17 protein-coding genes are annotated in these 21,286 nt (G+C 68.1%); 10 read left to right on the forward strand and 7 right to left on the reverse strand.

Annotation, left to right across the window (positions count from 1 at the left end):
- Positions 1 to 349: 349 nt before the first annotated feature.
- On the forward strand, positions 350 to 2,725 hold the full coding sequence (ppsA, locus tag EBL85_RS02320) for a phosphoenolpyruvate synthase (protein ID WP_123142062.1): 2,376 nt from the start codon (positions 350 to 352) through the stop codon (positions 2,723 to 2,725).
- 81 nt (positions 2,726 to 2,806) lie between these two features.
- Here the strand turns inward: ppsA and EBL85_RS02325 are convergent, their stop codons facing one another.
- From EBL85_RS02325 to EBL85_RS02345, 5 genes are all read right to left on the reverse strand, one after another.
- Entirely contained in the window at positions 2,807 to 3,964 is a 1,158-nt protein-coding gene (locus tag EBL85_RS02325) for an AI-2E family transporter (protein ID WP_123140717.1), read from the reverse strand.
- 338 nt (positions 3,965 to 4,302) lie between these two features.
- Positions 4,303 to 5,706 (reverse strand): NAD(P)(+) transhydrogenase (Re/Si-specific) subunit beta, encoded by a 1,404-nt coding sequence (locus EBL85_RS02330; RefSeq protein ID WP_123140716.1) that lies wholly within the window; start codon positions 5,704 to 5,706, stop codon positions 4,303 to 4,305.
- Between the two features lie 13 nt (positions 5,707 to 5,719).
- Entirely contained in the window at positions 5,720 to 6,016 is a 297-nt protein-coding gene (locus tag EBL85_RS02335) for a proton-translocating transhydrogenase family protein (protein WP_005220991.1), read from the reverse strand.
- 44 nt (positions 6,017 to 6,060) lie between these two features.
- Positions 6,061 to 7,155 (reverse strand): Re/Si-specific NAD(P)(+) transhydrogenase subunit alpha, encoded by a 1,095-nt coding sequence (locus tag EBL85_RS02340; RefSeq protein WP_123142063.1) that lies wholly within the window; start codon positions 7,153 to 7,155, stop codon positions 6,061 to 6,063.
- 229 nt (positions 7,156 to 7,384) lie between these two features.
- Positions 7,385 to 8,221 carry a pyruvate, water dikinase regulatory protein gene (locus EBL85_RS02345; RefSeq protein ID WP_005220989.1) on the reverse strand — a complete coding sequence of 279 codons (837 nt, stop codon included), beginning with the start codon at positions 8,219 to 8,221 and terminating at the stop codon, positions 7,385 to 7,387.
- A gap of 283 nt (positions 8,222 to 8,504) precedes the next feature.
- Here EBL85_RS02345 and EBL85_RS02350 point away from each other — a divergent pair, with 283 nt between their 5' ends.
- A complete protein-coding gene (locus EBL85_RS02350; protein ID WP_123142064.1) occupies positions 8,505 to 8,963 on the forward strand; it encodes a hypothetical protein in 459 nt (152 codons plus the stop codon).
- Positions 8,964 to 8,971: 8 nt separating this feature from the next.
- Here the strand turns inward: EBL85_RS02350 and EBL85_RS02355 are convergent, their stop codons facing one another.
- Positions 8,972 to 9,202, reverse strand: a complete 231-nt coding sequence (locus tag EBL85_RS02355) for a HypC/HybG/HupF family hydrogenase formation chaperone (RefSeq protein WP_123140713.1) — start codon at positions 9,200 to 9,202, stop codon at positions 8,972 to 8,974.
- A 74-nt stretch (positions 9,203 to 9,276) separates the two neighbouring features.
- Between EBL85_RS02355 and EBL85_RS02360 the strand changes: the two genes are divergently transcribed.
- From EBL85_RS02360 to EBL85_RS02385, 6 genes are all read left to right on the forward strand, one after another.
- Positions 9,277 to 9,777, forward strand: a complete 501-nt coding sequence (locus tag EBL85_RS02360; protein ID WP_123142065.1) for a hydrogenase maturation protease — start codon at positions 9,277 to 9,279, stop codon at positions 9,775 to 9,777.
- A 120-nt stretch (positions 9,778 to 9,897) separates the two neighbouring features.
- Positions 9,898 to 10,338 carry a hydrogenase expression/formation C-terminal domain-containing protein gene (locus EBL85_RS02365; protein WP_123140711.1) on the forward strand — a complete coding sequence of 147 codons (441 nt, stop codon included), beginning with the start codon at positions 9,898 to 9,900 and terminating at the stop codon, positions 10,336 to 10,338.
- Between the two features lie 17 nt (positions 10,339 to 10,355).
- Entirely contained in the window at positions 10,356 to 11,453 is a 1,098-nt protein-coding gene (locus tag EBL85_RS02370; RefSeq protein WP_123142066.1) for a hydrogenase small subunit, read from the forward strand.
- The gene (locus EBL85_RS02375; RefSeq protein WP_123142067.1) at positions 11,450 to 12,112 is read left to right on the forward strand and encodes a hypothetical protein; all 663 of its coding nucleotides are present in this window, start codon (positions 11,450 to 11,452) and stop codon (positions 12,110 to 12,112) included. Before EBL85_RS02370 ends, EBL85_RS02375 begins: the two co-directional genes overlap by 4 nt.
- Positions 12,109 to 13,416, forward strand: a complete 1,308-nt coding sequence (locus EBL85_RS02380) for a (Fe-S)-binding protein (protein WP_123142068.1) — start codon at positions 12,109 to 12,111, stop codon at positions 13,414 to 13,416. The genes EBL85_RS02375 and EBL85_RS02380 overlap by 4 nt, the downstream gene beginning before the upstream one ends.
- A 56-nt stretch (positions 13,417 to 13,472) precedes the next feature.
- The gene (locus EBL85_RS02385; protein ID WP_123142069.1) at positions 13,473 to 15,203 is read left to right on the forward strand and encodes a nickel-dependent hydrogenase large subunit; all 1,731 of its coding nucleotides are present in this window, start codon (positions 13,473 to 13,475) and stop codon (positions 15,201 to 15,203) included.
- A gap of 86 nt (positions 15,204 to 15,289) precedes the next feature.
- Here the strand turns inward: EBL85_RS02385 and EBL85_RS02390 are convergent, their stop codons facing one another.
- Complete coding sequence (locus EBL85_RS02390; protein WP_123142070.1) at positions 15,290 to 15,541, reverse strand: hypothetical protein; 252 nt, start codon at positions 15,539 to 15,541, stop codon at positions 15,290 to 15,292.
- Positions 15,542 to 15,841: 300 nt separating this feature from the next.
- Here EBL85_RS02390 and EBL85_RS02395 point away from each other — a divergent pair, with 300 nt between their 5' ends.
- Positions 15,842 to 16,780, forward strand: coding sequence for a putative 2-dehydropantoate 2-reductase (locus EBL85_RS02395; protein WP_123142071.1), 939 nt, complete (start codon positions 15,842 to 15,844; stop codon positions 16,778 to 16,780).
- Between the two features lie 424 nt (positions 16,781 to 17,204).
- Positions 17,205 to 21,284: a response regulator gene (locus EBL85_RS02400; protein WP_123142072.1), complete on the forward strand. Its 4,080-nt coding sequence runs from the start codon at positions 17,205 to 17,207 to the stop codon at positions 21,282 to 21,284.
- Positions 21,285 to 21,286 lie beyond the last annotated feature (2 nt).

A 21,286-nucleotide genomic window follows, 5' to 3' on the forward strand; every position in this document is an offset into this window, starting at 1 on the left:
CGTGAACGTGCAGGATGTCAGGGGCGACAACATGCGATGAGTGTTTGTATAGCCTGCCTAGGCTGCCTGAATAGGCGCAAGGGTTCAAGGGAGAATCACCCTGTCCACAGCGCCGCGGCGTGGGGGGACGGGCCGGTCAAGGTTTGACCCAGGCAATCCTTACTATTGACTGAGCGCCGGGACGGTCATGCGGGCGATACGTTATATTCCTATGATTCTTCTGGGGCTGATCGATCAAACCTGCCGTCATCTGTGGGTCGTGCCCGCTTTATCGTTCACCTCGCAACGAACCGCGACCGCCCGGCCAACGCCCGGGCGGCGCAACCTCTAAGACCGGAGAAAGAACACAATGACCGACTACGTCCGCTGGCTGAGCGACCTCGGGATGGATGACGTGCCCATCGTCGGTGGCAAGAACGCCTCCCTGGGCGAGATGATCCAGAACCTGACCGATGTCGGTGTCCAGGTGCCGGGCGGATTTGCCACCACAGCCGAGGCCTATCGCGAGTTCCTCGCCAAGGACGGGCTGGATGCGCGCATCCGGGAGGCGCTCGACGCGCTCGACGTCGACGATGTCGCCGCCCTCGCCGAGGTCGGCCCGCGCATCCGCGGTTGGGTGATGGAGCAGCCCTTCCCCGAGGGGCTGGAGTCGGCCATCGACGCCGCCTACGCCAAGCTGGTCGAAGAGGCCGGCAGCGATGCGGTGTCCTGGGCGGTGCGCTCCTCGGCCACCGCCGAGGACCTGCCCGACGCCTCCTTCGCCGGACAGCAGGAGACCTTCCTCAACGTCCAGGGCCTCGACAGCATCAAGCATCGGATCAAGGAGGTCTTCGCCTCCCTGTTCAACGACCGCGCCATCTCCTACCGCGTCCACCAGGGCTTCGAGCACCACAACGTCGCGCTCTCGGCCGGCATCCAGCGTATGGTGCGCAGTGACCTCGCCGCCTCCGGCGTGATGTTCACCCTCGACACCGAGTCGGGCTTCCGCGACGCGGTGTTCATCACCGCCAGCTACGGTCTCGGCGAGATGGTGGTGCAGGGCGCGGTCAACCCCGACGAGTTCTACGTCCACAAGCCGACCCTCGAGGCCGGTCGCCCGGCGATCCTGCGTCGCAGCGTCGGCGACAAGGCCGTGCGCATGGTCTACAGCGACGCCGACAGCGACCAGCTGGTGCGCACCGAGCCGGTGCCCGAGGCCGACCAGCAACGCTTCAGCATCAGCGATGCCGAGGTCGAGGCGCTGGCCAAGCAGGCGCTGCTGATCGAGCGCCACTACGGCCGCCCGATGGACATCGAGTGGGCGAAGGACGGTATCGACGGGCGTCTCTACGTCGTCCAGGCCCGTCCCGAGACGGTGCAGAGCCGCTCGGGCAACGTCATCGAGCGCTACACCCTGCAAGAGAAGGGCGAGGTGCTCACCACCGGACGCAGCATCGGCAACCGCATCGGCGCGGGTGCTGCCAAGATCGTCAACAGCATCGCCGACATGCACCGTGTCGAGCCCGGTGATGTGCTCATCACCGACATGACCGACCCCGACTGGGAGCCGGTGATGAAGCGCGCCGCGGCCATCGTCACCAACCGTGGCGGGCGCACCTGCCACGCCGCCATCATCGCCCGCGAGCTGGGCGTCCCGGCGGTGGTCGGCTGCAACAACGCCACCGAGGTGGTCAAGGACGGCCAGGCGGTGACCGTCAGCTGCGCCGAGGGCGACACCGGCTTCATCTACGACGGCAAGCTCGACTTCGAGCACAAGCGCATCGAGCTCTCGGCCATGCCCGAGATCCCGGTCAAGATCATGATGAACGTCGGCAACCCCGACCGGGCCTTCGCCTTCGCCGCCACCCCCAACGCGGGTATCGGTCTGGCGCGACTCGAGTTCATCATCAACAACATGATCGGCATCCACCCCAAGGCGCTGCTCGAGTACGACCAGCTGCCCGAGGAGCTGCGCGCCCAGATCGCCCCGCGCATCGCCGCCTACGACAGCCCGCGCGAGTTCTACGTCGCCAAGCTCGCCGAGGGCATCTCCACCCTCGCCGCGGCCTTCGCGCCCAACTCGGTGATCGTGCGCATGTCGGACTTCAAGTCCAACGAGTACGCCAACCTCATCGCCGGTCCGCGCTACGAGCCCGAGGAAGAGAACCCGATGATCGGCTTCCGTGGCGCCGGGCGCTACGTCGCCGATCACTTCCGCGAGTGCTTCGAGATGGAGTGCGAGGCGCTCAAGCGGGTGCGTGACGACATGGGCCTGACCAATGTCGAGATCATGATCCCGTTCGTGCGCACCCTCGGTCAGGCCAAGGCGGTCAGCGAGGCGCTCGCCGCCCAGGGTCTGGAGCGCGGCAAGAACGGGCTGCGCCTGATCATGATGTGCGAGCTGCCCTCCAACGCGGTGCTGGCCGACGAGTTCCTCGAGTACTTCGACGGCTTCTCGATCGGCTCCAACGACATGACCCAGCTCACCCTGGGGCTCGACCGCGACTCCGGTCTGGTCGCCGACTACTTCGACGAGCGCGACCCGGCGGTGAAGAAGATGCTCGCCATGTCGATCGCCGCCTGCCGCGCCAAGGGCAAGTACGTCGGCATCTGCGGCCAGGGCCCGTCGGACCACAAGGACTTCGCCGACTGGCTGCTCAAGCAGGGGATCAGCAGCATCTCGCTCAACCCCGACACCGTGATCGACACCTGGCTCTACCTGGCCGAACAGGCCAAGACCCTCTGAGGTCGACCCCGCACCGGCGCCGCGGCGCCGGTCGCAACGAACCCCGGACCGCCACGGCGGCCGGGGTTTTTTCATGCCCGTTCAGCGCCCTGCGGCGTCGTCCTGATCGCCGCCTGTCTCGCTCGGCGCGGGCTCGGGGGCGGTCGGCGGCTCCTCGATCAGGTCGATGCCCTCCAGCACCTCCTCAACGTCGGGCAGCACCTCGGCGAACTCGACCCCGTACATCTCCCACACCGAGATGAACAGCGAGGCCACCACCGGGCCGATGAAGATCCCCGCCAGCCCGAACATGAAGATGCCGCCGAGGGTGCCGAAGAAGATCATCAGCTCGTGCATCTTGGTGTCCTTGCCGACCAGCACCGGGCGCAGCAGGTTGTCGAGCGAGCCGACCACCAGGCCGCAGAACAGCCCCAGCGTCACCCCGGTCACCACATCGCCCTGCACCACCAGGATCGCCACCGCCGGCGCCCACACCAGCGCCGCGCCGACGTTGGGGATCACCGACAGCACCGCCATCACCGTGCCCCAGAACACCGCGTTGTCGATGCCGGCGACGGCGAAGGCGATCCCCGCGAGCGTCCCCTGCAACAACCCGATCAGCAGCGAGCCCTTGAGCGTGGCGCGGGTCACCGAGGTGAACTTCTCCAGCATCACCCGCTCGTCGCTGGTCTTGAGCGGCAGGTAGTAGAGGATGCGCTCGATCAGCTTGGACCCGTCCATCTGCAGGAAGTACATGCTGTAGAGCAGCACGAAGGTCATGAAGACGAAGTTCGCCGTCCCCAGCGTCACCCCCGAGACCCACTCCACCAGCAGCTTGCTGAGCGCGGTGGTGGCATTGCCGAGCTGGCCGAGGATCTCGTCCTCGTAGACCATCAGCTGATCGTAGAAGGGCAGGCGGTGCAGATGATCGGCGAGCACGCCGGGGTCCTGCAGCGAGCCCTTGAACCACTCGCCGATGGCGTGGCTGACATCGAGCGCCTGCGCCAACAGCACCCAGAACAGCACCCCGAGCGGGATCAGCACCACCACCGCCATGATCAGCAGGGTCGTCATCGAGGCCAGATGACGCCGCCCGGAGAAGCGCGTCTGCAACCTCAGAAACAGCGGCCTGGCCAGCGCGCTGAACAGCCCGGCGAGGAACAGCGCCATCAGAAAGGGCTGGATCATCGTCAGGAACAGCGCCGAGATCCCCAGCGCCAGCAACAGCACCACGGTCTTGTTGACGTAATCTTGATTCATCTTCGCTCTCGTCTTGCAGTCGCCGCGCCAAAGCGCGCAACATCGAAGGGGACGGGATCAACAGGATACGCGCCCTCCCCGGCCACGCACCCCGCCCCGTGAGCGCACAGCATAGCCGCTCGGGGTTAACGGATGCAGTCGAGGACGTTGGCGCGAATCACACGGGGCAGACAAGACTGGCGCAGAGAGACACAACCGACCCGACAGCAACCCCGCCATCGAACAGTGAGTCGAGCCAGAGTAGACGACCAGCCGCGCCAGATCAGTCTCGGCCGACCCGACCTGTTCGAAGCGGGCACCCGAGCCCCGCACGGGACCCGGGCGACCCTGCCGGGGTCTCAGTGCCCGCCGCCCTTGAGCGCGGCGTTGATCGCCTCGATGGTGTCCTTGGCGTCGCCGAAGATCAGCGAGGTGTTGTCCTGGTAGAAGAGCAGGTTGTCGACGCCGGAGTAGCCGGGACGCATCGAGCGCTTGAGGAAGTAGACCTGGCGCGCGCGACCGGCCTCGAGGATCGGCATGCCGTAGATCGGGCTGGAGGCGTCCTCGCGTGCGGCGGGGTTGACCACGTCGTTGGCGCCGACCACCAGCACCACGTCGGTGCCGGGGAAGTCGGGGTTGATCTCGTCCATCTCCTGGACGTTTTCGTAGGGGATGTCCGCTTCGGCGAGCAGCACGTTCATGTGCCCCGGCATCCGCCCGGCGACCGGGTGGATGGCAAAGCGCACCTCCACCCCGCGCCCCTCGAGCTGCTGCATCAGCTCCTTGAGCGCGTGCTGGGCCTGGGCGACGGCCATGCCGTAGCCGGGCACCACGATCACCCGCGCGGCGTCCTCCATCCAGTAGACGGCGTCCTCGACCGCCGCCGACTTGACCCCGCGCTCGGCGGCCTGGGCGCCGGCGCTCTCGCCGCCGCCACCGCCGCTGCTGCCGAAACCGCCGAAGACGACGTTGAGGATCGAGCGGTTCATCGCCCGGCACATGATGAAGGAGAGGATGGCGCCGGAGCAGCCGACCAGCGCACCGACGATGATCAGCAGGTTGTTGTGCAGGGTGAAGCCGGTGGCCGCCGCCGCCCAGCCGGAGTAGCTGTTGAGCATCGAGATGATCACCGGCATGTCGGCGCCGCCGATGGGGATGATCAGCGTGAAACCGAGCAGCAGCGCGAGCAGGGTCATCAGCAGCAGCGAGAGCAGGCTGCCGGTGAGCGCGAAGTGCACCGCCAGCGCCACCGTCGCCAGCGCGATCAGGGCATTGAGCAGATGCTGCCCGGCAAAGCGCACCGGGGCGCCGCCGATCAGCCCCTGGAGCTTGCCGAAGGCGATCACCGAACCGGTGAAGGTGATCGCGCCGATCACCACCCCGGCCGAGATCTCGCTCATCAGCAGGGCGTCGAGCCCGCCGCTGGCGCTGCGCTCGAGGAAGGTGCCGATGCCGACCAGCACCGCGGCCATGCCGACGAAGCTGTGCAGCGCCGCGACCAGCTGCGGCATCGCGGTCATCTGGATACGCACCGCGACCACCGCGCCGATCACCGCGCCGATGGCGATGCCGGCGATGATGAAGCCGTAGGACTGCACCTGAGCGCCGAGCAGGGTGGCGGCGATGGCGATCACCATGCCGAGCATGGCGTAGAGGTTGCCGCGTCGCGCGGTGGCCGGGTGGGTCAGCCCCTTGAGCCCGAGGATGAAGAGGACGGCCGCGGCGAGATAGGCCAGCGCCTGATGATTGACTGAAAGCTCCATCGAAATGCCGTCCCTATCGCTTCTTCTTGAACATGGAGAGCATGCGGTGCGTCACCAGGAAGCCGCCGAAGACGTTGATCGAGGCGAGCAGCACCGCGAGGAAACCGAGCAACTGGGTCAGCAGCCCGGCCTCGGGATCACCGGCGACCAGCAGCGCGCCGATCAGCACGATGCCGGAGATGGCGTTGGTGAGCGCCACCAGCGGGGTGTGCAGCGAGGGGGTCACGCCCCACACCACCCAGTAGCCGATGAAGCAGGCGAGGATGAAGACATAGAGCGCGATGATGGTTGGATCGAGCAACTCGGGCATGAGTCTCTCCGTTGGCAATGGGTGGACGGATGGCGGGCGCGCGCTCAGTCGGCGCGCGCCACCATCGCGGCGGTGATCTCGTCGTCCGCCGGGTCCCTGAGCTGGGGTCCGGACGCCCCGGTCTCGATCATCAGCTCGAGCAGGTTGGCGAGGTTGCGCGCGTAGAAGGCGCTGGCGTCGGCGGCGAGCAGTGCCGGGTAGTTGGTCAGCCCGACCAGGGTGACGCCGTGACGCTCGACGACCTTGTCGGCGACGGTGAGCGGGCAGTTGCCGCCACTGGCGGCGGCCAGATCGACGATCACCGAGCCCGGGCGCATGCGCTCGACCACCGTCTCCGGGATCAGCATGGGGGCCTGGCGACAGGGGATCTGCGCGGTGGTGATGATCACCTGGGCGCGCGCCAGCTCGTCGGCGAGCGCGGCCTGCTGGCGGGCCTTGGCCGCGTCGGAGAGTTCGCGGGCGTAGCCGCCCTCGCCGGCGCCGCTCTCGCCGAGATCGAGCTCGATCGGGCGCGCGCCGAGCGAGCGGATCTGTTCGTGGGTCTCGGGGCGCACGTCATAGGCGTGGACATCGGCGCCGAGCCGCCGTGCGGTGGCGATCGCCTGCAGCCCCGCGACCCCGGCGCCGAGCACCACCAGCCGCGCCGGCTTGGCCGAGCCGGCCGAGGTCATCATCATCGGGAAGAAGCGCCCGTAGCGGCTCGCCGCCTCGAGGGTGGCGCGATAGCCGGCGATGCTGCTCTGCGAGGAGAGCGCGTCCATCGACTGCGCGCGCGAGGTGCGCGGCATCCGCTCGAGCGGGAAGACCAGCAGCTCGCGCGCCTGCATCGCCGCCAGCAGGTCGTCCTCGCCGCAACTCTCCAGAAAGCCGAGATAACGCGCGCCGCGGCGCATCAGCGCGACCTCATCGGGCTCGGGGCGGCGCACCTTGAGCACCAGGTCGGCGTCGTAGACCGTCTCGCGCGCGCCGAGGCTCGCACCGGCCTCGGCATAGTCCGCATCGGGGTAACCGGCGCGCGCACCGGCGCCCTCCTCGACCCAGACCTCCAGGCCCTTGGCCACCAGCTTGCGCACCACCTCCGGGGTCGAGGCCACGCGGGCCTCGCCGGGACGGCGCTCCATGGGAATGCCTATCTTCATTCGCGTCTGTCCCTTCTCGTCCTCGTCTCGACACGTGCATGGTCGTGCCTGCAAGTCATTATCAGGACCGCCAAAGCAGCCCGCAACCGCGCCGGTCAGCCGGCACGCGCGTCTCGACAGCGGCGGTCGAAACCCTGTTCGGATCAGGGGTTAATCGGCAATTTAAAATATCTTTAAATGCTTATTCAACACCCAAACGGGATCGGGCGGGCGTGGCCCGCCCACGCGCTCAGCGTACCCGTAGCGCCAGCGGTCGCTCCTGGTTTTCCTTGAAGCTCTTGATGATCTGCGCCGAGACCTCCTCGATCGACTGGCTGGTGGTGTTGATTACCGGCACCTGGAGACGGCGGAAGATCTGCTGCGCCTGACGCAGATCCTGCTGGCACTTCGACAGCGAGGCATAGGGACTGCCGGGGCGACGCTCCTCGCGGATCAGCTGCAGGCGCTGGGGGTCGATGATCAGCGCGAACAGCTTGTCGCGACAGTCCCACACCTGCTTGGGCACGTCGCCGTGCTCGAAGTCCTCCTCGGTGATCGGGTAGTTGGCCGCACGCAACCCGTAGTGCATCGCCAGATAGAGACAGATCGGGGTCTTGCCCGAGCGCGAGACGCCGAGCAGCACCACGTCGGCGCGGCTCAGGTTGTCGGGGCGCACGCCGTCGTCGTTGGCCATGGCGAAATTGATCGCCTCGATCCGCTTGGTGTAGAAGTTCGGTCGGGTGATGGCGTGGCTGCGCCCGGACTCGCGACTCGGCGAGACCCCGAGTTCGGCCGAGAGCGGCTCGACGAAGCCCTCGAACAGCTCCATGTAGAAGCAGTTGCCGGTCTTGAGGATGTCGCGGATCTCGTCGTTGAGCATGGTGGCGAAGACGATCGGTCGCACCCCGTCGCGCTCGGCCGCCTCCTGCATCCGCTGGGTGAGCGCCTTGGCGCGCATCTCGGTGTTGATGTAGGGCATGTAGACCTGCTCGAAGTCGACGGTGTCGAACTGCGACAGCAGGCTGTGGCCAAGGGTCTCGGCGGTGATGCCGGTGCTCTCGGAGACGAAGAAGACGGTTCTGTTCATAGACTCGATTCCAGACGGGGAGGAAGACACCCGCGACCGGGGCACACCCGGCCACTGTCCCTATCCTCGCATAAAGTCGCCAGCTATCAGCCGCCAGCCTCCAGTGGGCCTGTATCCGCAACGACGGCGCGCGCTTGCCGCCCCGTCCCTACGCCCAGCGATCGAGGGCAGACTGCGGCTGGCGGCTGGCGGCTGGCGGCTGGCGGCTGGCAATATGATCATTTACTGATATTCTTGACGCGATCTCAGCCGGTCCTTCACCCGCCAACTCGAGGAGCCGATCATGGCCATCCGTATCGAGACCGACCAGGACCTTCGCGCCGCGCTCGACGCGCTCACGCATCGCGCGCGACGCGTCCTCGGTTGCCGCTTCGCCGAGCGTGTCGGCGCGCTGTGCAGCGATGCGCGCGTCCATCAGGCGATCGCCACCGGGGTCGATCCGGCCAGCCCCCCGGAGGCGCTCGCCGAGGCCTTCCGCATCGCCAAGGCGCACGCCACCCGCACCTATACCGACTGTGGCAAGGACACCGACTGGATGGCCCAGGCCGAGCACTTCGTCGCCGCCGCCGCCAGCGCCGCGCTCGCCCCCGAGGACGTACGTCGCGATGCCCGCAACCCCGCCTGGAAGGCGGCGGTGCAGGCACGCATGGCGATCAACTGCGCGATGATGGAGGACGATACGCAGTCGGAGTCCGCCGAGGTCGAGGCGCAATACGCGCTCGCCCGCGAGGTCCAGGGCTGAGCGGCCCGCTACTCCCGTCCCGCCGCCAGCATCTCGTCGTAGAGACGCCAGGCCTCGGCGGCGGCCTCGGGATCGACCCGTTCGATCGCGTGCCCCAGGTGGACCACCACGTAGTCACCGACGACGAGCGGCTCGTGCGCCAGCATCAACAGGCTGGCCTGTCGCTCCACGCCCCCGGCCTCGCAGTGGGCGACCAGACCGTCGATCGCGCGGATCCGCATCGGTATCCCGAAACACATCTGTTCTCTCCCGACGGCCCGAGGCCGTCTCTCCAGCACGGCGCGCCCGCATCCAACCAGGATGGACCCAGACCATGCATCAGCCCCCATCACCGCCACCCCGCGAACCCGATACCCTGATCCTCGGCATCGGCAACCTGCTGCTCAGCGACGAGGGCCTCGGCCCGCGCCTGGTCCGCCGGCTCGAGGTCGAGTCCGGCCCGGGCGCGCCCTTCCGCTGTCTCGACGGCGGCACCCTGGGATTCACCCTGGCCACCGACATCGCCGCCTTCGCGCGGCTGATCGTGGTCGATGTCGCCACCCTGGGCGAGCCCCCCGGCACCATCCTGGTGTTCGAGGACGCGGCGATGGATGCGCATCTGCGCGCCCACGCCAGCAGCGTGCACGAGGTCGGGCTCGCCGACCTGCTCGACATCACCCGGCTCACCGACAGCCTGCCGCAGCCGCGCGCGCTGGTGGCCATCGAGCCCGAGCGGATCGACTGGGGCGAACACCTGAGCCTCTCGGTCGAGGCCGCGCTGCCCGGCGCCATCGCCGCGGTTCACGCCCTGCTCAGACGTTGGGACGATGAATAACCCCGCGAGACACTCACTATATTGGAGCTTGCTAACCTTCTTAAATAGCTGCGCCAAGTCAACTCGAAACGCAGACAAAGCGCCTAAACTCCCTCCCAAGGTCAGTCCGAGGTGAGCGACATGCCCACACTGGAATCCATCGCCCCCGCCGGGGACACGGACACGGACGCTCTCCCCCCCCTGCCCGGACCACTGGTCCCGCTGCTCCATGAGGTGCGCCACGCGCTCGCCCGGCTCGTCGCCGATGGCGGCGAACACCGCATCGATCTCCATGCCCTGCCGCTCGACGCCACGCTGATCGACCAGCTGCTGGCCTTCATCGGTCGCGGCGAGGTCGAGGCGCGGATCGAGGCCATGGGACCGACCCGGGTCCACGAGTCGGCCATCGCCGGGGTGTGGGTCGTCGACTACCGCGACGCCGACGACCAGCGGCTCGCGCTGCATCTCGAGATCGCCACCGTACCGCAGATCCTGCGCACCGATCGGGCCACGCTCAGCGCCGGTCTGCAGCGCCTCGACGCCGGGCTGGCCGGCGCGGGCGACCCGTCTCCACCGTCCTGACGCCACGAGGAGGGATCATGGCCGCCTCCCAGACACTCGCCGAGCAGCTGCGTGCCCAAGGGGTCTCGCGGCGTGGTTTTCTCAAGTTCTGCGCTGCCACCGCCTCGCTGATGGCGCTGCCGCCGAGCCTGATCCCGAGGATCGCCGAGGCGCTGGAGGCGGCGCGCCGCCCCTCGGTGATCTGGCTCTCCTTCCAGGAGTGCACCGGCTGCACCGAGTCGCTCACCCGCAGCCACGCCCCGACCCTCGAGGGGCTGATCTTCGAGGCGATCTCGCTCGACTACCACCACACCCTGCAGGCGGCCTCGGGCGAGGCGGCCGAGGCCGCACGGCTGCAGGCGATGCGCGACAATGCCGGGGCCTATCTGGTGGTGGTCGACGGCTCCATCCCCGGTCCGGAGGCCAACCCCGGCTATTCCACCGTCGCCGGTCACAGCAATCACGCGATCCTGATGGAGACCGTGGAGCATGCCGCGGCGGTGATCGCGGTGGGCACCTGCGCCGCCTTCGGCGGACTGCCGCGCGCCGCCCCCAACCCCACCGGCGCGCGCGCGGTGATGGAGCTGGTGCACGACAAGCCGATCGTCAACATCTCCGGCTGTCCGCCGATCCCGATGGCGATCACCGGGGTGCTGGCGCATTACCTGACCTTCGGTCGACTGCCCGAGCTCGACGCCTACCGGCGGCCGCTGGCCTTCTTCGGCGAGTCGATCCACGACCGCTGCTATCGCCGTCCCTTCTACGACCGGGGCCTGTTCGCCGAGTCCTTCGACGACGAGGGCGCGCGCCAGGGCTGGTGTCTCTACCGGCTCGGCTGCAAGGGTCCGACCACCTACAACGCCTGCGCCACCCAGCGCTGGAACGGCGGCACCAGCTGGCCGATCGAGGCCGGGCACCCCTGTCTCGGTTGCTCGGAGCCGGCCTTCTGGGACGCCGGCGGCTTCTACCGGGCCGTCTCGGTACCACCACGGGTGAACGCCTCAGCACTGCTCGGCGCCGGCGCCGCCGGGGCCGCGCTCGGCGCCGGCACGGCGCTGGCCGCCAGGCACCTCACCCGCGACGAGCAGCAGCACCGCGAACCGGTCACCGTCGAAGAGCTGGAGAAGAAGCTATGAACGGCGCGATGGAATTCCTGCTGTGGACCAAGGGGCCGATGTTCCAGATCGCACTCGGCATCTTCGCCGTGGGGATGCTGGCGCGGCTGTTCGAGATCCTGCTGCTCGGGCGCGCCACCAACCATGCCGAGGCGCGCGCCGGTGAGTGGCTGCCGGGGCTGCGCACCGTCTTCACCCGCACCATCCCCGACCCCGGCACCTTCAGGCGCGCACCCTTCGACGTGCTGGTCGGCTGGGTCTGGCACCTCGGCTTCATCATTGTGCTGCTGCTCTCCGTGCCGCATGTGGAGCTGATCGCCGGGGTCTTCGGCGTCTCCTGGCCGGCCCTGCCCAACCCGGTGATCGACCTGCTCACCGCCATCACCCTGGCCGGGCTGGTCGCGGCGCTGCTCCATCGTCTGCTCCACCCGGTCAAGCGCCGGATCAGCATCCCCCAGGACTATCTGGTGTGGGCACTGACCTTCGCCGTGGTGCTGACCGGCTATCTCGCCTATCACCGCCTGGTCGAGCCCTATCCGCTGGCGCTCGGCATGCACATCCTCAGCGCCGAGCTGCTGCTGATCTGTCTGCCCTTCACCAAGCTCACCCATATCTTCACCACCGTCTTCGCGCGCTGGTACAACGGCGCGGCCTTCGGCCGCAAGGGGGTGCGGTCATGAGCGAACTCTCTCTCGAACGTGGACTGGCCGCGCTGCGCGCCGAGATCGACGCCCCGGTGGCGGCCTTCTTCTCGAGCTGCGTGCGCTGCGGGCTGTGCGCCCAGTCCTGCCCCTTCTATCTGGAGACCGGCGACCCGCGCTACACCCCGATCCTCAAGCTCGAGCCGCTACGACGGGTGTGGGAGGCCGAATTCACCCTGTGGGGACGGATCAAGCGCTGGCTGGGTCTGGGACAGGAGGTCAGCGACGCCATGCTCGCCGAGTGGGAGCCGTTGCTCTACGACAGCTGCACCATGTGCGGACGCTGCTCCATGGTCTGTCCGGTGGGCAACGACCTCGCCTACATGATCCGCAAGACCCGTGAGGGCATGGTGCAGTCCGGCCACGCCCCGGAAGGGCTGGTCGCCGCCTCGGTGCGCGCGATCCAGACCGGCAGCCCGATGGGACTGCAGTGGAAGACGCTGGCGGTACAGATCCAGCACGTCGAGCGCAGCACCGGGCTGACGGTGCCGGTCGATCGCGCCGGGGCCGAATACCTGGTGATGCTCTCGTCGATGGAGATCATCAACTTCCCCGAGTACCTCGAGGCGATCACCCGCATCTTCGATCACGCCGGGGTGCGCTGGACGCTCTCCACCCAGTGCTTCGAGGCCACCAACGCCGGCATCCAGATCGGCAGCAAGGACATCGCCGCCGAGCTCGTCGAGCGGGTGGTGGCCGCAGCCTCGGCGCTCGGAGTGAGCCGGGTGATCAGCCCCGAGTGCGGTCACGCCTTCACCGCGATCCGCTGGGAAGGCCCGAACCTGATCGGGCGCCCCTATCCCTTCCGCGTCTTCCACATCATCGAGGTGCTCGACGAGCTGCGCCGCGACGGACGACTGCACACCGAGGGCAAGGAGGCAGACCGGCTGTCGATGCACGATCCCTGCAACCTCGCGCGCAAGAGCGGGGTGATCGGCGAGCAGCGCGCGCTGATGGGCCTGGTGGCGGAGAACTTCGTCGACCTCGACGAGCACGGGCGCTTCCAGTGGTGTTGCGGGGCTGGCGGCGGGGTCAGCTCCAACGAGCGCGCCGAGCCGCTGAAGCTCGCCGCCTTCAAGCGCAAGAAGGCGCAGATCGAGGCGGTCGAGCCCGAGCGCATGGTGACCATGTGCGCCACCTGCCGCACCCAGCTCGAGGAGGGGCTCGAGGAGTTCAACATGGACATCCCGGTGGTCGGGCTGACCGAGATGATCGCCGAGCATCTGGTCGAGCGACCGGCCGTCGAGCCCGAAGCGGGCACCGAGTCCGGCCAGCCGGCCTGAGCCAACCCGCATGAGCCAGGCCGGGAGACCCGGCCAGCAGCAGGAGAGCCAGTTCCATGAGTCAACGTGTCGTCGTCGACCCCGTCACCCGCATCGAGGGGCACCTGCGCATCGAGGCCGAGCTGTCCGGTGACCGCATCGCCCGCGCCTACAGCTCGGGCACCTCGGTGCGCGGCATCGAGACCATCCTGCGCGGTCGCGACCCGCGCGAGGCCTGGGCCTTCGCCCAGCGCATCTGCGGCGTCTGCACCCTGGTCCACGGCATCGCCTCGGTGCGCGCGGTCGAGGACGCGCTCGGCATCACCCCGCCGCTCAACGCCCAGCGCATCCGCAACCTGATGATCGGCGCGCAATACATCCACGACCACGTGATGCATTTCTACCACCTCCACGCGCTCGACTGGGTGGACGTGGTCTCGGCGCTCGAGGCCGATCCGGCGGCAACCTCGACCCTGGCCCAGACGATCAGCGCCTGGCCGAAGTCCTCGCCGGGTTACTTCAGCGAGGTGCGCAAGCGGCTGCGCGGCTTCGTCGAGTCCGGCCAGCTTGGCATCTTCGCCAACGGCTACTGGGGGCACCCGGCCTACCGGCTGCCGCCGGAGGCCAACCTGATGGCGGTGGCGCACTATCTCGAGGCGCTCGCCTGGCAGCGCGACGCGGCCCGGCTGCACGCCATCTTCGGCGGCAAGAATCCGCATCCGAACTTCGTCGTCGGCGGCGTACCCTGCCCCATCGACCTCGATTCCGACTCGGCGCTCGACGCCAGCCGACTGGCCGAGGTGGCCGCGATCATCGCGCGCATGCGCACCTTCGTCGAGCAGGTCTATCTCCCCGACACCCTGGCCATCGCCGGCTTCTACAAGGACTGGGCCGAGCGCGGCGAGGGGCTCGGCAACTTCCTCTGCTACGGCGACCTGCCCAGCGGCGAGACGCTGAGCCCGGAGGGCTTTTTGTTCCCGCGCGGGGTGATCCTCGGGCGCGACCTCGACACCATCCACGAGATCGATCTCGACGACCCCGAGCAGATCCAGGAGTTCGTCGCCCACGCCTGGTACGACTATCCCGGAGGCAAGGATCAAGGCTTGCACCCCTATGCCGGCGAGACCCGGCTCGACTACGACGGGCGCGGCGGGGTGCGACCGCCCTATACCCAGCTCGACGTCGCCGATGGCTATTCGTGGATGAAGTCGCCGCGCTGGAAGGGCCACGCGGTCGAGGTCGGCCCGCTGGCACGGGTGCTGCTCCTCTACGCCCGCGGTCACGAACAGACCCGCGAACTGGTCGGTCAGGCGCTGCGCCAGCTCGATCTGCCGATCACCGCGCTCTACTCGACGCTCGGGCGCACCGCCGCACGCGCGCTCGAGACCCGCATCCTGGTCGACGCCATGGACGACTGGTATCGCGGCCTGATCGACAACATCCGCGCCGGCGACACCCGCACCTTCGACGCCCGCACCTGGGACCCCGAGACCTGGCCGCGCGAGGCGCGCGGCGCCGGTTACATGGAGGCCCCGCGCGGCGCGCTCGGTCACTGGATCGTGATCCGCGACGGTCGGATCGAGAACTATCAGGCGGTGGTGCCCTCGACCTGGAACGCCGGCCCCCGCGACGCCGCGGAGCAGCCCGGTGCCTACGAGGCGGCACTGGAGCACAACCACCAGCTGGTCGACCCCAGACAACCGGTGGAGATCCTGCGCACCATCCACTCGTTCGACCCCTGCATCGCCTGCGCCGTGCACCTGGCCGACCCCGACTCCGGCGAGCAACTGGAGATCAAGGTCTGCTGACCCCGGTGCGCGGACAGCTCAGCGCCCGACCTTGATGGCCAGGCGCGCTCGGCATGGGAGATGCCCATAGGGCGGCCAGGTCGCGCTCAGCAGGCCTCGGACAGCACCTCGTCGACCCGGCTCGCAGGCCGGGGGCGACTCGTGTGCGCGCCGACCGGTCGGGATGGCGCGACGGCCTCCGGGAGCGCTGCGGCGCTCACCTGCGCCGACTCGACATGGCCCAGCCCCAGCGCGCTCGGCACCCAGCGATAGGCCGCAGGCGAGCACATGCCGAGCATCCACCCGGAGGCGAAGGCCCAGGCGGGGACCAGACCGAAGGATTGGTAGAAATAGGTCACGATCGGACTCCACTGCTTGATCGATGCGCGTACGAGGAGAGTCCGTCGCCTGTCGCATACACCGGATTGGGATGGTCTCGCGCCGACATCGCCACCGGCGACTCAGCGGAGCCAGACACCATCGCTTTCGTCCTGGGTTCAGGGTAACCCAGACAGGGGCGGAGCGACGCGATCCGGGTCGCGTTTCACTCGCTCGCCCAGCACGACGGGCCGCCTCGCGGGCGAGGCATCGTCGAGGGCGTATACTGAGATGTTGCAATCCAACCTCCAGTGCGTCCCCGGACGCATCACCAGCAAGACATGACAGCATCAACCGATCTCAGCTTCACCATCCTCGGCACCGGCGCGCTCGGCGGCTTCTACGGGGCACGGCTGCAGGCAGCCGGCGCGACCGTGCGCTTCATCGCCCGCAGCGACGCGGCGACCATCGCCCGCGACGGGCTGCGCGTCGACTCGCCCCTCGGCGACCTCCATCTCGACCCGGTCGAGGTCTATCGCGACAGTGACGCCATCCCGCCGAGCGACGTGGTCTGCGTCGCGCTCAAGACCATCCAGAACCACCGCCTGCCGACACTGCTGCGCCCCCTGGTCCGTCCCGGCACCATCATCCTCAACCTGCAAAACGGCCTGACCATGGAGGACGAGCTGGCCGCCGCCTTCCCCGAGGCGCGGGTGATCGCGGGGATGTGCTATCTGTGCTCGAACAAGGTCGGACCCGGACACATCGTCCATCTCGACTACGGCACCGTGAGCTTCGCCCCCTTCGACGAGGCCGACCGCGCCTGCATCGAGCCGCTGATGCAGGCCTTCTCGGGCGCCGGGGTCGAGGTCGAGTCCCTGCCCGACCTGCACCAGGCACGCTGGCGCAAGCTCGCCTGGAACATCCCCTTCAACGGTCTCTCGGTGCTGCTCGACGCCGATACCGACCGGATCATCGCCGACCCCGACGCGCGCCGCCTCGCCCAGCGGCTGATGGCCGAGGTCGCGCGCGGCGCCGAGGCCTGCGGCCATCCCTTCGCACCGGACTTCCCCGAGCGGCTGATACGCTTCACCGAGCAGATGCGGCCCTATGCCCCGAGCATGCGGCTGGATTATCTCGACAAGCGTCCGCTGGAGCTCGAATACATGTATCGCCGTCCGCTGCGCGAGGCAGAGCGCCACGGCGCGCAGCTGCCCGTGATCGCGGCCCTCGCCGATGCCCTGGCCTTCCGCGATCGGCACAACCGCGACGCCGGTTGAAGCCCTTCGCAGCCACGATGCGCCCCAGCAGATGGGGCGCCACCCATCGGGTGTTTCCCGCCAACCTCGACGATCCGGCCAGCGGCGCTTGAACCCACCCCAAGCGTCGCCACCATCCAACGGCGGTCTGGACGCACGATCGCCACCCCGGGACTGACCCGCGCCTCACCGCGGGGGCGCGCCCGAGTCCACCCGTCAGCAGCAGTCGCCGACACCGGTGACAGGCGCCGAGACCGCACTCGCCAGCAGCAACGACAAGGACCTGGACGAAGCCCCCAGGAAGCGCCCTCGTGGAGGAATCGATGATGTCGACCCGAGCAGCCACGCTCACCGATCACGCCGCTTCCGCGCCAAGACCGGCACCCCACCGATGGCCGGCACTCTGCTGCCGGGATCCTGACCGACGCCTGCCCGACTGAGCGTGATGGCGACCTCCAGACTCCGCCGGCTCGCTGCCACGGTCCCGCTGTACCTCCCGCTGCTGCTGCTCGCGGCCGGGCTGGTCCTCGCCGTCGTGGTCCACGCCCAGCTGGCCAACGAGAACGAGACCACCAAGCGCGAGCGCTTCGCCTTCCTGGTCGAGCGGGTCGTCGACCAGCTCAGGGATCGCATGCAGATCTACGAATACGGCCTGCGCGGTGCCCGCGGCGCGATCATCAGCGCCGGCGGCGACCAGGTCCGACTCGCCGACTTCCGCCGCTACATGGCCTCACGCGAGCACCGACGCGAGTTTCCCGGATCACGGGGTTATGGCTATATCAGCCGGGTCGCTCCTGACCAGGTCGACGCCTTCATCAGGCGCATTCGTCACGATGGACGTCCCGACTTCACTGTCCACCAGCTCCAGAAACACGATGGCGAGCGCTTCGTGATCCAGATCATCGAGCCGCTCGAGCACAATCGCGAGGCCATCGGTCTCGACATCGCCTCGGAGTCCAATCGACGCCAGGCAGCCATCAACGCCATGCACAGCGGTCAGCCGACCCTGACCGCGCCGATCACCCTGCTGCAGGCCAGCGGCAAGCCTCTACGCTCCTTCCTGTTGTTGCTGGCGCTCTCCGAGCCGGCAGCGGCCAGGGACGACAAGACGACCGTGGTCGGCTGGGCCTATACGGCACTGGTGATCGACGAGGTCCTGGCGGACTTCGACTTCCGCGGCGACGAGTTCAGCCTGACGCTCACCGACCTCGACGACAACGAACGACCCGAACGCTTCTACAGCTCGCCCGGCAGCGACACGCCGATCATCGACGACCTCGTCGCCCGTCACACCATCGCGCTCTACGGACGACGCTGGCAGATCGAGATCAAGGTACTGCCAGCCTTCCTCGCCAACCTCAACCTGCGCGATCCCCAGCATGTCGCCGGGCTGATCGCGCTGTTCTCGACTCTGATCTCGGGGCTGCTGTGGATCTATCTCGACAATACCCGCAAGCGATTGCAGACGGCCGAGTCACGCGGCCGACTCGCCGCCATCATCGAGTCGACCGACGACGCCATCATCGGCCAGGGACTCGACAATCGGGTCGTCAGCTGGAACCCGGCGGCGGAGCGGCTGTTCGGCTACCGTGCCGATGAGATGATCGGCCAGCCACCGCCGGTACTCGATACCAAGGGGAATGTCGAGGCCTGGAAGGCGGGACTTGCCCAGGTCCGCAGCGGCCAGACCCTGCGTCGATTCGGCATCCAGCATCGCCATCGCGACGGGCGTCTCATCGAGCTGGCCGCGACCATCTCACCGGTCCGCAACGGCGACGGCGGGATCATCGGGCTGTCCTATATCGTTCGCGACCTCAGCGACTACCATCGTCTGGAGGCCCAGCTGCGCACCACACTCTCGCGCATGCGCCTGGCGCTCGATGCCGCGGGCATCGGCATCTGGGAGTGGCAACTCGACGACAACCAGTTGACCTGGGACCAGCGGATGTACGCCATCTACGGACTCGAGCACGGTCGCGACGGCAGGCCGGCACTCGACTATACCGCCTGGCTGTCACGGATCCACCCACTCGACCGCCCCCATGTCGAGGAGCGATTGCGACTGCAGTTGCTCGGCAAACAGGTCGACGAGCTCAGCTTCCGCATCCAGCACACCAGCGGCGAGATCCGTCACATCCACTCGGCGGCGCTGATCGAGCGTGACCAGCAAGGGCAGCCACTGCAGATGGTCGGCACCAACCGCGACGTGACCGACAAGTACAAGGCCGAGCAGGCACTGATCGACGCCAACCGTCAGCTCGAACTCAAGGTCGGCCAGCGCACCCACGAGCTGCTCGCCCTCAACGAGCGGCTGCGCGAGGCGGTGCGCCAGGCCGAGACGGCCACCGAGGCCAAGAGCGGATTTCTCGCCAACATGAGCCATGAGATCCGCACCCCGATCAACGCCGTGCTCGGCCTGACCTATCTGCTCGACCAGACCGCGCTCGACGATGAGCAACGGCGACTGGTGGTCAAGATCCACAGCGCCAGCCGCGCCCTGCTCGCGCTGGTCAACGACATCCTCGACTTCTCCAAGATCGAGGCCGGGCGACTCGAGGTCGAGCATGTGCCGTTCAGTCTCGGCGAGGTCCTCGAGAACATCGCCACCATCATGGCCCCGGAGAGCGGCAACCATCAGGTCGAGCTGATCGTCGGCGTCCCGCCCAAGGGGGTCGACACCCTCTACGGCGACGCCCTGCGACTCCAGCAGGTGCTCACCAACCTGGTCTCCAACGCGCTCAAGTTCACCGAGCAGGGCCAGGTGCTGGTGCGGGTCCTCTGCGACGACTCCGAACCCGATCAGCTCAGGCTGCACTTCAGCGTCAAGGACACCGGGATCGGCATCGCCCCGGACAAGCTGCAGGCAATCTTCCAGGCCTTCACCCAGGCCGACACCTCGACCACCCGGCGCTTCGGCGGCAGCGGGTTGGGACTTGCCATCTGCCGGCGCCTGGTCGAGGCGATGGGCGGGACGCTCGGCGCGACCAGCCAGGTCGGTCAAGGCAGTGAGTTCTGGTTCACTCTGCCCTACGCCGCGGCACCCACCATGTCGCAGCGTCCCCCGCTGCCGCGCTGCAATGTGCTGGTGGTCGACGACAACGAGGCCGCGCGCGCAACCCTGAAGGCCTGCGCCAGGACCCTCGGCTGGGACTCGATGACAGCCAGCTCGGGCGAGGAGGCGCTGGCGCTGCTGTTCGATCGCCAACCCGGACCGTCCCCCTTCGACCTGTTGCTGATCGACTGGCGGATGCCGGGGATGGACGGCATCGAGACGGTCAGGATCGCGCGCGACACGCTCCCCTCCGAACAGATGCCCCGCGTGATCATGGCCACCGCCTATGGCCGCGAACACGAACTCGCCACAGAGATCGACGCGCTCATCCACAAGCCGGTCACCCCTTCGGCGCTCTACAACGCCATGCAGCAGATCGAACAGCCGACGACGCGACACGCCGGCTCGGCGGCGCAGCCCCCCGGACACCAAGAGCCACGTCTTGAAGAGGTTCGATTGCTGGTGGTCGACGACAGCGAGATCAATCGCGAGGTCGCCCGCACCATCCTCGAGGGCGAGGGCGCCGAGGTCCACGAGGCCGCCAACGGGCGCGAGGCGGTCGACTGGGTCGAGCAGCACCCGCAGGGTGTCGATCTGGTGCTGATGGATATCCAGATGCCGGTGATGGACGGCTACATGGCAACCCACGAGATCCGCCAACGGCTCGGTCTCGCGCAACTGCCGGTGATCGCCCTGACCGCCGGCGCCTTCCAGCCTCAGCGCGAGGCCGCGCTCGCCGCAGGGATGGATGACTTCCTGCCCAAGCCCTTCGATGTCGACCAGATGATCGCGACCATCCGCAGCCATCTCGGTCACACGCCGACGAACGGCAAGGGAATCGAGTCGCCGGCGCCCTCACACCATGACACAGAGGGCAGCCTGCCCCTGCTCGACAGCGCCGAGGCGATGACGCGCTGGCGCAACGCGACCGTCTATACGACCAACCTGCGCCGTTTCGGCGACGAGTACGCCAATACCGGGAGCAAGCTCCACCGGCTCGAGGAGTCGGGCGATCGCAACACCATCGCGACGCTCACCCACAAGCTCAAGGGAGCGGCCGGCAACCTCGGGCTGAAGTCGCTGCAGCAGGCGGCCACGGAGCTGGAGACGGCCGCGCACTCAGGCATGGCCGAGCAGACGAGATCGGCGATCGACCAGCTGACGCGCACCATGACAGCCAGCCTGCACGCGATCGCCGAGTACATCGAGCAACACCCGCCGCCGGCCGCGGCGGCGCAAAAACGATCGCCAAGCACGGAGGCCGGGACGGATGCCCTGGTACAGCAACTGCTCGAAGCGCTCGATCAGGACGACCCGGCGAGGGTTCGCCCGCTGCTCGACAGCCTCGAACCTCGCATCGCCCCCGAGCTGCTCGCCCCGATTCGCGAGCGACTCGAGGCCTTCGATTTCCGCGCCGCGGAGACGGCGACTCGACGCCTGATCGAGACACTGGATACGACGCTAGATGGGTGACC

The organism is Marichromatium sp. AB32 (assembly GCF_003718675.1).
In the GTDB taxonomy this organism is placed as follows: domain Bacteria; phylum Pseudomonadota; class Gammaproteobacteria; order Chromatiales; family Chromatiaceae; genus Marichromatium; species Marichromatium gracile.

Excerpts from the sequence above, each read along its gene's own strand:
- ppsA (WP_123142062.1), top strand. The coding sequence starts at position 350 with ATGACCGACTACGTCCGCTGGCTGAGCGACCTCGGGATGGATGACGTG.
- EBL85_RS02325 (WP_123140717.1), bottom strand. The coding sequence starts at position 3,964 with ATGAATCAAGATTACGTCAACAAGACCGTGGTGCTGTTGCTGGCGCTG.
- EBL85_RS02330 (WP_123140716.1), bottom strand. The coding sequence starts at position 5,706 with ATGGAGCTTTCAGTCAATCATCAGGCGCTGGCCTATCTCGCCGCGGCC.
- EBL85_RS02335 (WP_005220991.1), bottom strand. The coding sequence starts at position 6,016 with ATGCCCGAGTTGCTCGATCCAACCATCATCGCGCTCTATGTCTTCATC.
- EBL85_RS02340 (WP_123142063.1), bottom strand. The coding sequence starts at position 7,155 with ATGAAGATAGGCATTCCCATGGAGCGCCGTCCCGGCGAGGCCCGCGTG.
- EBL85_RS02345 (WP_005220989.1), bottom strand. The coding sequence starts at position 8,221 with ATGAACAGAACCGTCTTCTTCGTCTCCGAGAGCACCGGCATCACCGCC.
- EBL85_RS02350 (WP_123142064.1), top strand. The coding sequence starts at position 8,505 with ATGGCCATCCGTATCGAGACCGACCAGGACCTTCGCGCCGCGCTCGAC.
- EBL85_RS02355 (WP_123140713.1), bottom strand. The coding sequence starts at position 9,202 with ATGTGTTTCGGGATACCGATGCGGATCCGCGCGATCGACGGTCTGGTC.
- EBL85_RS02360 (WP_123142065.1), top strand. The coding sequence starts at position 9,277 with ATGCATCAGCCCCCATCACCGCCACCCCGCGAACCCGATACCCTGATC.
- EBL85_RS02365 (WP_123140711.1), top strand. The coding sequence starts at position 9,898 with ATGCCCACACTGGAATCCATCGCCCCCGCCGGGGACACGGACACGGAC.
- EBL85_RS02370 (WP_123142066.1), top strand. The coding sequence starts at position 10,356 with ATGGCCGCCTCCCAGACACTCGCCGAGCAGCTGCGTGCCCAAGGGGTC.
- EBL85_RS02375 (WP_123142067.1), top strand. The coding sequence starts at position 11,450 with ATGAACGGCGCGATGGAATTCCTGCTGTGGACCAAGGGGCCGATGTTC.
- EBL85_RS02380 (WP_123142068.1), top strand. The coding sequence starts at position 12,109 with ATGAGCGAACTCTCTCTCGAACGTGGACTGGCCGCGCTGCGCGCCGAG.
- EBL85_RS02385 (WP_123142069.1), top strand. The coding sequence starts at position 13,473 with ATGAGTCAACGTGTCGTCGTCGACCCCGTCACCCGCATCGAGGGGCAC.
- EBL85_RS02395 (WP_123142071.1), top strand. The coding sequence starts at position 15,842 with ATGACAGCATCAACCGATCTCAGCTTCACCATCCTCGGCACCGGCGCG.
- EBL85_RS02400 (WP_123142072.1), top strand. The coding sequence starts at position 17,205 with ATGGCGACCTCCAGACTCCGCCGGCTCGCTGCCACGGTCCCGCTGTAC.